The organism is Streptomyces sp. NPDC007164 (assembly GCF_040634135.1).
Classification (GTDB): Bacteria; Actinomycetota; Actinomycetes; order Streptomycetales; family Streptomycetaceae; genus Streptomyces; species Streptomyces sanglieri.
Window position 1 is genome coordinate 1 of sequence record NZ_JBEYFB010000097.1, and the last position, 11,097, is coordinate 11,097.

4 protein-coding genes are annotated in these 11,097 nt (G+C 71.5%); all 4 read right to left on the bottom strand.

The genetic code is table 11. The annotated features are described in order from the left end of the window. Positions 1 to 1,496: condensation domain-containing protein (locus tag ABZ622_RS41000; RefSeq protein WP_360552304.1), on the bottom strand; the 1,496-nt coding region annotated here is incomplete at its 3' end. 47 nt (positions 1,497 to 1,543) lie between these two features. Beyond that, complete coding sequence (locus ABZ622_RS41005; protein ID WP_360552306.1) at positions 1,544 to 8,305, bottom strand: amino acid adenylation domain-containing protein; 6,762 nt, start codon at positions 8,303 to 8,305, stop codon at positions 1,544 to 1,546. A gap of 318 nt (positions 8,306 to 8,623) precedes the next feature. Further along, positions 8,624 to 10,093 (bottom strand): MFS transporter, encoded by a 1,470-nt coding sequence (locus ABZ622_RS41010; protein WP_360552308.1) that lies wholly within the window; start codon positions 10,091 to 10,093, stop codon positions 8,624 to 8,626. Between the two features lie 5 nt (positions 10,094 to 10,098). Then, positions 10,099 to 10,713 (bottom strand): helix-turn-helix domain-containing protein, encoded by a 615-nt coding sequence (locus tag ABZ622_RS41015; RefSeq protein WP_360552310.1) that lies wholly within the window; start codon positions 10,711 to 10,713, stop codon positions 10,099 to 10,101. Positions 10,714 to 11,097: the final 384 nt, after the last annotated feature.

Below are 11,097 nucleotides of genomic sequence, written 5' to 3' on the forward strand. Positions count from 1 at the left end.
TCGACCAGCTGATGAATGGTCGCGGTATCCGGATACGGACCACTGACACCATTCCACTCGACCAACACCTCCCGCCGCTCCCCCACCGTAAGCATGTTCAGCTCCGACAGACGCGCACCCGGTGCGGCCGCCACCGACGCCGCCAGAGTCGTGAAATGGCCGGCCAACCGCTCGATCGACGCCCGCTCGAACAGATCCGTCCGGTACTCCAGGACCGCGCGCAGTCCGTCCGCCGACTCGACCGCCGTGAGCGTCAGGTCGAACTTGGCGACACCCCGCTCGATCTCGACCGGCTCGGTCCGTGTGCCCGCCAGCTCCCATGCCTGGGCCTCCGCGCTGCCGGGCGCCTGGAGGACGAACATCGTCTGGAACAGCGGGTTGCGGGACAGGTCCCGGTCGGGGGCGAGTTCCTCCACGAGGCGTTCGAAGGGCAGGTCCTGGTGGTCGTAGGCACCGAGCGCGGTGTCCTTGACCCGGGCCAGGAGTTCGGTGAACGTCGGGTCGCCTGACAGGTCGGTGCGCAGGACGAGGGTGTTGACGAAGAAACCGATCAGCTCCTCCGTCTCGGCGCGGTTGCGGCCGGCGACCGGGGTGCCGACCGCGATGTCGTCCTGACGGCAGTAGCGGGCCAGAACGATCTGGAACAGGGCCAGCAACCCCATGAACAGGCTCGCGCCCTGCCCGCTCGCCGCCGCCCGCAGCGCCTCCGTCACCTCCGACGGCACCGAGAAGGTGACCACGTCACCGCTGCCGCTCGGCTGCGCCGGACGCTGGTGGTCGGTGGGAAGCTCAAGCGGCGTCACGTGGGCGAGGCGCTCGCGCCAGTACGCCAACTGCCTCTCCAGGAAGTCCCCGCTGAGCTGCTCCTGCTGCCAGGCGGCGAAATCCGCGTACTGGATGAGGAGTTCGGGCAGCGAGGCCTCCCGTCCGGCGACGGCGGCCGCGTACAGCTCGCGCAGTTCGCGGGCCAGGATCCCGGAGGACCAGCCGTCCGAAGCGATATGATGCACCGTCAGCAGCAGGAATTGGTCGTCGTCCGCGAGCCGCACCACGTCGGCGCGCAGGAGCCGCCCGGCCTCCAGGTCGAACGGCCGCGTCGCCTCGGTGCGCAGCACCTCGCCCGCGCGGGTCTCCGCGTCCGCCTCGGCCCGCAGGTCGTGGACCGTGACCTCCACCGGCCGGGGTGCGCTGATCGCCTGCCGCGGTGTGCCGTTGTCGTCCGCCGGGAACGCCGTCCGCAGTACCTCGTGCCGGGCCACCAGACCCGACAGTGCTGTGCCGAGCGCGGGGACGTCCAGAGCGCCGCGCACCCGCAGCACCGTCGGCACCAGGTATTCCGCGCTGTCCGGCGTCAGCCGGTCCAGGAACCAAAGCCGCTGCTGCGCGAACGACAGCGGCAGCGGTCCGGCCTCCCGGTCGGCCCGTACGATCCGGGCCGCTTCCGCACGCCGCCGCATGCGGGACAGCAGCCGTGCCTCCACCGAGTTCTCGCCCATGATGTTCCGTCCTCTTCGTCTTCTCGCGTGGGCAATGGGCCGCTGTTTCAGGAAAGCTGTTCCTGCGCGTCGAACAATTCGATGAGCTGTTGCTTGATGCCGGTGACGGTCGGCGACTGGAAAAGGCGTCGCAGGCCGATGCGTACTCCGGTCACCGACTCGACCTGGTTGACGAGTTGGAGGGCGAGCAGGGAATGCCCGCCGACGTCGAAGAACCTCTCGTGGACTCCGACCCGTTCGACGCCGAGCACAGCGGCCATGACCCCGGCGATCTCCGCCTCGATCTCGTCCCGTGGCGCGGTGTATCCGGCCGTGCCGACGCCGTCGTTCCCGGGGGCCGGCAGCGCCGCGTGGTCGACCTTGCCGTTCCGGTTGAGCGGCAGTTCCGGCAGGATCGCGAACGCGGACGGCATCATGGCGCGGGGCAGGCGTTCGGCGGCCCACTCGCGCAGCGCGCCGACGTCCACCGTGGCGCCGGGCGCGGGCACACAGTAGCTGACCAGCCGCTTGTCGCCGGGGGTGTCCTCCCGGACCACCACCGCGCAGACGCCGACCGCGCCGTGGGTGAGCAGCGTCGCCTCGATCTCGCCGAGTTCGACCCGGACGCCGCGCAGTTTCACCTGCCGGTCGATCCGTCCCAGCAGGTCCAGTTCGCCGTCCACGGTGAACCGGCCGAGATCGCCCGTGCGGTACATCCGGCCGCCGCGGAACGGGTCGGCGACGAAGCGCTCGGCGGTGAGGTCGGGGCGCTGGTGGTAACCGCGTCCGACACTGTCGCCACCGAGGTACACCTCGCCCAGCACACCCACGGGCACGGGGCGGCGGTCCGGGTCCAGGACGTACACGGTCTGGTTGACCATGGGACGGCCCGCGAGGACCGGTCCGGCCGGGTCCGTGCGCGAGGCCCGCCAGTACGTCGTGTCCACCGAGACCTCGGTGGCGCCGTACAGGTTGACGAGGTCACCGGGGAAGCGCTCGGTGAACCGGCTCACCAGCGTCTGCTGGAGCGGCTCGCCACTGGCGAAGGCGTATCGCAGGTGTGTGCAGTCCTCGGGCCGCACCTGGGAGACGAACAGGTCCAGCAGGCTTGGCACGAAGTGCAGGCCGACCACGCGGTGGGCGTGCATCAGGCGGGACACCTCGGCCATGTCGAGCCGGTCTGAGCCCGGCACCAGCACGACCGTGGCACCCTGCCACAGGGGCCAGAAGATCTCGTACGCCGACACGTCGAAGGACAGCGGCGTGGCCTGGAGGAAGCCCTCGCCCGGAGCGATCGGGAACGCGTGCTGCATGCCGGCCAGGTAGTTGACCACTCCGCGGTGTTCGATGCGGACGCCCTTCGGGCGGCCGGTGGAGCCGCTGGTGTAGATCAGGTAGCACAGGTCGCCGGGGTCCGCGACGGGTTCCGGCGCGTCCGTGGGCAGGGTGTCCGGCAGGTCGGCGGGGCGGTCCACGGCCAGCAGGTCGGGGCCGTCCGGCAGCAGGGCGGCGTGCGCGATGTCGGTGACGATCAGTGGCGCGCCGGAGTCCGCCACCAGGTACGCCAGCCGTTCCTCCGGGTGCTCCGGATCGAGCGGGACGTACGCGGCACCGGCCTTCAGGATGCCGAGCAGCGTCCACACCATGGCGGGCGAGCGTTCCAGGCAGACGCCCACGGGTACGTCCGGACCGATGCCCGGCACGGCGCGCAGCCGGTGGGCCAGACGGTTGGCCCGCTCATCGAGTTGACGATACGTCAGAGTGTCCGTGCCGCAGACGACTGCGACCGCGTCCGGGTCCTGTGCCGCCCGCTGCTCGAACAACTGGTGCAGTGTCGCTGCCGGAACGGGCGCGGCGGTGTCGTTCCACTCGGTGAGGACGCGGTGCCGCTCCCCCGCGTCGAGCATCTCCACCTCGGACAGCGCGTTGTGCGGGCGAGTCGTGGCCGCGGCCAGCAGGTTGGTGAAGTGTCCGGCCAGGCGGCGCGCGGTGTCCCCGGTGAAGAGGTCGTCCGCGTAGACCACGGCGCCGTCCAGCGTGCCGTCCGCCGCCTCCGCAAGGTACATCGACAGGTCGAACTTGGCGTCCCGGACCGGGGGCTCGACGGGTTCCGCCGTCAGGCCCGGCAGGTTCCAGGCGTCCGCGCCCGGTGTGTTCTGCAACGCGAACAGGGTCTGGAACAGTGGGTTGCGGGACAGGTCGCGGTCGGGGGCGAGTTCCTCGACGAGGCGTTCGAAGGGCAGGTCCTGGTGGTCGTAGGCGCCGAGGGCGGTGTCCTTGACGCGGGCCAGGAGTTCGGTGAACGCCGGGTCGCCGGACAGGTCGGTGCGCAGGACGAGGGTGTTGACGAAGCAACCGATCAGCTCCTCCGTCTCGGCGCGGTTGCGGCCGGCGACCGGGCTGCCGACCGCGATGTCCCGCTGCCCGCTGTAGCGGGCCAGCAGCAGCTGGAAGACGGCCAGCAGGGTCATGAACAGGCTGGCGCCGCTCTCGGCGGACACCGCGCGGGCACGGGCGGCGACCTCGGCGGGCACCGAGAACCGGACCACCTCGCCCCGTCCGCCGCGCTCCGCCGGCCGCGCGTGGTCGGTCGGCAGTTCCAGAGGTTCCAGTCCGCCCAACCGGTCGCGCCAGTAGGCGAGTTGCTGCTCCAGCGGTGCACCGGACAGCCAGCCGCGCTGCCACACCGCGTAGTCGGCGTACTGCACGGGCAGCGGATCCGGCCCGGGAGTGCCGGAGCGGCCCGAGAGGGCTTCCGCGTACCGCGCGGACAGCTCGCGCACCAGCACGCCCACCGACCAGCCGTCGAAGGCGATGTGGTGCACGGTGACCGCCAGGACGTACTCCTCGTCGGCCAGCCGCACCAGCAGCGCGCGCAGCACCGGTCCGGTGTCGAGGTCGACCGGCCGCAGTCCGTCCTCGCGCAGCACCTCCGCCAGGGCTTCCTCGCGGGCGGCCGGGTCACCCGTCCGGCGCAGGTCCCGTACCAGCATCCGTACCGGCCGCGCCGGATCGATCAGCTGCGCCGGGGAGCCCGCCGCGTCCGTTCCGAACCGGGTGCGCAGGATCTCGTGGCGCTCCACCACCGCGGTGAACGCGGCGTTCAGGGCGCCGGTGTCCAGAAAGCCGTGGACGCGGTAGGCGAAGGGCAGCAGGTATTCGGCCCGGCCGGGCTCCAACTGGTCGAGAAACCAGAGCCGTTGCTGCGCAAAGCTGAGTGGCGGCGGAGCGCTGTGACGCGGCACCGCCGGGATGCGGTCGGCCTCCGTGCCAGCCGGCTCCGCCACGGCCGCGGCCAGCATCGCCGGGGTCGGCGCGCTGAACAGCGCGCGCACCGGCACATCGGCACCCAGCCGCCGGCGCAGCCGCGACACGACCTGGGTGGCCAGCAGCGAATGCCCGCCCAGCGCGAAGAAGTCGTCGTGCGCGCCGATCCGGTCGACGCCCAGCACCTCGGACCACACCTCGGTTACCACGCGTTCAGTGTCCGTGCGCGGCTCGGTGTACGCGGCGCCCAGTCCGGACCGGTCGGGGGCAGGGACGGGGAGTGCCCGGCGGTCGGTCTTGCCGTTCGGAGTGAGTGGGATGCGCTCCAGCGGCACGAATGCCGTGGGCACCATGTAGTCCGGCAGATCGCGCTGGAGGTGGGCGCGCAGCGCGCTCGCGTCGAGGGGGCCCACGGGCACCACGTACGCCACCAGCCGCTGCACACCGGGAACGTCCTCGCGCAGGACTACGGTGGCGCCGGTGATCGTGGGGTGGGCGAGCAACGCCGTCTCGATCTCGCCCAGTTCGATGCGGTAGCCGCGCAGCTTGACCTGGTTGTCGGCGCGGCCCACGAACTCCAGCCGCCCGTCCGGCAGCCACCGGGCGAGGTCACCGGTGCGGTAGACGCGCCGCGGCGTGCCGTCCACGTCCACGACGGTGAACTTCTCGCCGGTCAGCTCGGGCCGGTGCAGATAGCCGCGGGCCAGCCCGGGGCAGCCGATCCACATTTCGCCCGGCACGCCCACCGGCACGGGCCGGCCGTGGCGGTCGACCACGAACACCTTCACGTTGGCGACCGGCCGGCCGATCGGCACCCGGTCGACGGGGCCGTCGATCCTGGCGGTCGTCGCCTCCTGCGCGGCCTCCGTGGGACCGTAACCGTTGACCAGAGGCACCGCGCAGTGCCGGAACCACTGCCGGACCTGTTCCCGCTGGAGCGCCTCGCCGCCGAGCCGGACCAGCCGCAGCTGCGGGCCCAGCGCGTCCGGCCCGTCCAGGTCGGCGGCCAGCGCCCCGAACGCCGACGGAGTGAGCCATGCCACCGTGACCCGGTGCTCGCGCAGCGCCGCCGCCAGCCGGCCCGGGTCCCAGGTGTCGTCGCGCAGCACCAGACCCGCCCCGGAGACGAGCGGGGCGAACATCTGCCCCACCGACGAGTCGAACGCGATCGAGGCAAACTGCAGGACCCGGTCCTCGGGCGTGAGCCCCAGCTCACGGCTTGTCTCCCGCATCCGCGCACGCAGCGCGCCGTGGGTGATCTGCACGCCCTTGGGGCGGCCGGTGGAGCCACTGGTGTAGATCACGTAGGCCACGTCGTCCGGGCCGGCCTGCGCCGCCGGGCCCGCGGAGGCGGTGTGCGGCCGCTTCGGCCAGTACCCGTCCAGCAGCAGCGTCGGCGCGTCGGCGGGCAGGCGACCGGTGTGCGCGGACTGGGTGACGATCAGCGGGGCGCCGCTGTCCTCGATCATGTAGGCGAGCCGGTCCGTGGGGTACGCCGGATCCAGCGGAACGTAGGCCGCCCCCGACTTGTGGATGCCGAGCAGCGCGCACACCATGTCCGTACCGCGGTCCAGGCAGACCGCGACCAGAGTGCCCGGTCCGGCACCGCGCTCGCGCAGCCGGCCGGCGATCCACTCGGCCCGTTCATCGAGCTGACGGTAGGTCAGCCGGTCGGTGCCGCAGGTCACGGCGGGCGCGTCGGGGTGGCAAGCGGCCTGCTCCTCGATCAGCCGGGTCACCGTCACCGTGTCCGGGGCGTCGGTGTCGGCCCCGTTCCACTCGCCGAGGATCGTCCGGCGCTCGGCGGAGGTCAGCATCGGGAGCTCGGACAGCCGGGCGTCCGGCGTGGCGCAGGCGGCAGCCAGCAGCGTCTCGAAGTGCCCGGCGAGCCGCACCATCGTGGCTTCGTCGAACAGGTCGGTGGAGTACACGACGGTGCCGTCCAGAGCGCCGTCGGCGGCCTCGGTGGCGTAGAGGGTGAAGTCGAACTTGGAGTCCTGGGCGGACACGTCGAGCTGCCGCACGGTCAGGCCCGGCAAATCCCAAGACCGGCTGTCGGGGGTGTTCTGGAGTACGAACATCGCCTGGAACAGCGGATTGCGCGACAGGTCCCGCTGCGGGGCCAGCTCCTCCACCAAGCGCTCGAAGGGCAGGTCCTGGTGGTCGTAGGCGCCGAGCGCGGTGTCCTTCACCCGGGCCAGCAGTTCGGCGAACGTCGGGTCGCCGGACAGGTCGGTGCGCATGACGAGGGTGTTCACGAAGAAGCCGATCATGTTCTCGATCTCGGCCCGGTTGCGGCCCGCGATCGGGGTGCCCACCGCGATGTCCTCCTGACCGCTGTAGCGCGACAGCACCGCCTGGAAGACCGCCAGCAGGGTCATGAAAAGGCTCGCGCCGGCCTCCTTGGAGAGCCTGCGGGCGCCGTCTGCGGTCTCCGCCGGCACGCGGAAGGTGAGCATGGCGCCGTTGCCGCTGCGCCGCGCCGGACGTCGGCGGTCGGTGGGCAGCTCCAGCGGTTCGGTGCCGGCCAGCCGGGCGCGCCAGTAGTCCAGTTGCTCCGCCAGCACCTCGCCGGTGAACCACTGGCGCTGCCAGACCGCGAAGTCGGCGTACTGGAGGGGAGGTTCGGACAGGTCGGCGGACCTGCCCGCGGCCTTCGCGCCGTACAGCGCGGTCAGCTCCCGGGACATCACCCCCGCAGACCAGCCGTCAAAAGCGATATGATGCACCGTCAGATACAGCAGGTGTTCCTCGTCGGCCAGCCGGATCAGCAGCGCACGCACCGTCGGTCCGGTGCCGAGGTCCATCGGGCGGAAGCCCTCGGTGTCCACGAGCGCGGCGGCCTCCTCCTCGCGCGCGTCCTGTCCCACGACGGACCGCAGGTCGTGAACGGCGAGCGGCAGCGGCCGGGGTGGGTCGACGACCTGGCCGGGGTTGCCGTCCGCGTCGTCGGCGAAGCGGGTGCGCAGCACCTCGTGCCGGCTCACCAGCTCCGACAGCGACGCGCGCAGCGCCGGGACGTCCAGCGGTCCGCGGATGCGCAGTCCCATGGGGATCAGGTACTCGGCCCGGCCGGGCTCCAACTGGTCCAGGAACCATAGTCGGTGCTGCGCGAACGACAGCGGCAGCGGACGTCCGTGCCGGGGTGCGCGGGGGATGACCGGAGCGTCGTCCGGAGCCCCGGCCACCACAAGGGCGCCCAGGGCATCCATGGCATCCATGGCGTCCGTTGCGCCCTCGGCGTCGAAGTCGGCCGACTCGAACAGCCGGTGGGCCCGCAGCAGGGCTTCCTCCGCGAGGAACGACGCCACCGCCCGCACCGTCAACGGCTCCGGCAGTGTTTCCGCGCCGAATTCCGAACCGAATTCCTCCGCGATCCGGCCTGCCATTTCCGCCGCCTGCGGGAGGGTTCCGCCGAGCCGGAAGAATTCGTCTTCCGCTTCGGTCACCTCGGCGCCGAGCACCGCGTTCCACACTACCGCGATGCGGGCTTCGGCAGGAGAGAAACCGCCCTGCTCGGCCCCCTGGCCGGAGGCCGCGGCCATCCTCGGCTTCGTCGTCATGTGTCCACCAGTTCCTCGTCATCGACCGTTTGCGAAAACCCTCGGAAACTCAGCCGAATCCGATGCTCGCAGAGCGGTCTGGAGGAGATAACTGGTCACTTCTGCCCGCCGGACCTGGTCACTTCTGCCCGGCCGGACATCGCCGCTGCCGCCGGTCCGGGCATGGCCGCTACCGCCGGTCGGGCGTGAACACTGCGCCCGGTCGGCGGAGTTGGGTTCGCCGTGGCGGAGATCTGCCGTCCAGGCAGGAGCGGGGGTACGGAACCGGCGGCCGACAGCCGGTCCACCGCCCGGCCGGCTCCGGTCCCGTGCCGCCGCCTATGCGACTTCCTTGGCCGCCGCTTCCCCGGGAACCGCATCCGTACCGGCGCTGCTCCCGTTCCCGTGCTCGGTGTCGACGGGGCTCGCGTCGGACACCGTCCGCTTGCGCATGCCCGCCCACTCCCGGTTCAGGGCCGGCACCCCGATGGCGACGAGGTAGAGCCCGCCCACGATCCACAACGCGCCCGAGGTGCCCGCCACCGTCACCAGTCCCGCGCCCAGCAGCCCGCCGAAGGGGATGCCCGCCCAGGTGACGGCCTGAGCCAGCGTCTTGACCCGTCCCAGCAACGGAGTGGGGATCAGTTCGTACGTCACGGCCCCCACGATCGGATTGACGAAGCCCGAGCCCAGACCACCCACCGCCAGCACCACCAGCACCAGCCACAGGGGCGCCCCCGTGGCCATGGCCACGAAGCGTGGGACGCCGCCCAGCGTGAAGCCGATCAGATAGACGGCACGCCGGGGCAGCCGCTCGGCCACTCCCGCGGCCACGAGCGCGGCGATGATCGATGTCGCGGCGAAGACGCTGACCACCAGGCCGATGGCTCCCGCACCATTGCCCGTCTCCTTCGCCCAGACCGGCAGCAGCACGGACATGAACGCCTGGTCGAGCAGGTTGGTCACGGCGAGCATGCACACGATGGACCGCAGCAGTTTGGCGTCGCGCAGGAACACGGCGCCCTGACGCAGTCGCGAGAAATAGCCCTCGGCCTCCTCGACCGGCATCTCGTGCGGCTCGGGCACCGGGTCGCTGAGGGTGGTGGAGACGACCAGCGCCGACACACCGAACAGGCAGGCGGTGATCCACAGGGCGTAGAGGCTGCCGAAGGAGGCGACGACCACACCGGCGATGGCCGGTCCGATGGTCGTCGCGGTCCGTTCGACCGCCGCCGACAGACCCGTCCCCCGTTCCAGCGGCACCCGGGCCGCACGAGTGGCCGCGGGCACGAAGAGCCCCTTGGCCCCGTTGGCCGGGCCGTCCGCCGCACCGACCACGGCCAGCAGCCCCAGCAGCAGGCCGAAAGACAAGTGTCCCGTCAGGTAGAGCAACGGGGCGGTGGCCGTCGCGACGGTGGAGGCCAGGTCACCGGCCACGCTGATGCGCTTCGGGCCGACCCGGTCGATGATCGGCCCAGCCAGCGCCTGGGCCACCACGTAGGGGACTATCTGGAAGAAGGCGACCAGACCCGTCTTGCCGACGCTGCCGGTCGTCGTCAGAACGAACCAGGGCAGGGCGATCGAGAGCACCCGATTGGCCGACAGGGACGCCGCGTTGGCCGACAGCATGCCGACCAGTCCACGCAGAACCCGGGGCCCGTCGTCCGGGGCGTCCGGGGAGGGTGGGGCGTCCAGGGCTGGTGGGGCTTCCAGGGCGGGCGGGGCGTCCGGGGCGGGTAAGGCGTCCGGGGATGGTGTGCGTGTGCCACTGTCCGCCGCCTGCTGGGCGGCCGCGTGCCGAGAGGTCATCTTTCTCACTCCGAGTCGGTGGGGTGGGAGACGTGCCGGTCTGCGCTGGTGGGGAACAACTGGAACTGGAAGGCGACTCGCGCCGCACCCTCGGGCAGCGGCGAACCTGCGGGCTCGGGCGCGGAGTTGCGTCGGCGGAGCAGTTGGTGGATCTCCGCCGACAGCTCCGCGGCCTCGGCCGGGGTGAGCGTGAGCACGTAGTCACCGAAGTCCTGGGCGTCGCGCCACTCGGGCGACAGCGAGTTGGCCGCGTCGATGGCGGTCGTCATCGCGTCGGACCAGACCCGGCCGAGCGCCTGCAGATAGGCGGTGCCGAGACCGTCATCGTCCACCAGCACCGAATTGTCCGGTACGACCGTGTTGACGTGCACCGCCTGCCACCAGCGCTCACGGCGGCCGCCCCGGGACGGCGCCTCGACGATGAAGCCGTACTCGGCGAGCTGGCGCAGGTGATAGCTGGTCGCGCCGGTGTTCTCGTTCAGCCGCCGGGCGAGCGTGGTGGCCGTGGCCGGTCCCTCCGTCCGCAGGACCGTCAGCATCCGCACCCGCAGCGGATGCGCGACGCCCCGCAGATTACGAGCGGTCAGCTGCACTTGGGAGGGCTGCTCGGGAAGTTCCATGAGGCCCAAGGTAGATGACAAAGACTTCTGTGCACAGACTCCTGTGCACAGAAGTCTGTGCAGTTGAGGAGGTGGCTGAATTCCGGTGGTACGCGGACCGATACCGGCGCCGGCTCACGGCTGAGCCCCGTGCCCCCGGAGGGACCTCTTCCTGCACGGCGCGCGCAGTCACGGTGGAGGGGGCCGTCCGTGGAGAGCGCGTCGCCGTCGCACAAGGCCCTCAGCGCGAAGGTCCTGACATGCCATTGGCTGGAGCAATGATCGGCCCGAAGTGTTACGGGGCAGCAGGATGGACGTCTTGCCCACGTCATGTGCCAGGAGTCCCGCGTGTACAGGTTGTTCGAGTGGAGCCGCCGGGAGCAGCATCCGCATGCTGGCCCACAC

What these genes read in the sequence shown, in the direction of transcription:
- ABZ622_RS41005 (WP_360552306.1), bottom strand. Translation starts at nt 8,305, where the DNA reads ATGACGACGAAGCCGAGGATGGCCGCGGCCTCCGGCCAGGGGGCCGAG.
- ABZ622_RS41010 (WP_360552308.1), bottom strand. Translation starts at nt 10,093, where the DNA reads ATGACCTCTCGGCACGCGGCCGCCCAGCAGGCGGCGGACAGTGGCACA.
- ABZ622_RS41015 (WP_360552310.1), bottom strand. Translation starts at nt 10,713, where the DNA reads ATGGAACTTCCCGAGCAGCCCTCCCAAGTGCAGCTGACCGCTCGTAAT.